Source organism: Allobosea sp. P1_A7 (assembly GCF_056406775.1).
In genome coordinates this window covers 1-407 of record NZ_JBFTZN010000673.1, presented here as the reverse complement: position 1 = coordinate 407, position 407 = coordinate 1, and the positions used below count along the sequence as shown (strand labels likewise).

The window sequence follows — 407 nt, the reverse complement described above, 5'->3', positions numbered from 1 at the left end:
GAGCAAGTATGTGCCCATCACGCTCGGCAGGCTCAGCGAGCCGTTCGACGGATAGACCGTGACGACCTTGGTGCCGAGGAAAGCCTCCGGCGCGGTCGGCCCGGTCCAGGCCGGCATCAGCAGAAGCGTGGCATGATCGGCCGGCCGTTCGATCTCGTGGTGATGGCGCACAGGCGTGACGATGTCGCCGCGAAAGGCTCCATCCAGCGCATCGATCAAGGCGGGGAAAGTGAGAAGGCGGTCGATCTCCGCCGCGGGGATAACGCGCATCTGTCTTTCGTCAATCAGTTGTTGCGGCTGGTCAGAGCCGGCAGGGCGGAATCGGGCACAGCGGCCCGCAATGACTGCGCCTCGCTGCGCAGAGCCTCGGCCTCGCGACGATCGCAGAGCCTCGGCCTCGCGACGAT

The 407-nt window shown here is 66.1% G+C and carries 1 pseudogene; it reads right to left on the bottom strand.

The window, feature by feature from the left end:
• A pseudogene (locus AC1D34_RS38335) lies at positions 1-270 on the bottom strand (bifunctional Delta(1)-pyrroline-2-carboxylate/Delta(1)-piperideine-2-carboxylate reductase); the annotation flags it as partial.
• Positions 271-407 lie beyond the last annotated feature (137 nt).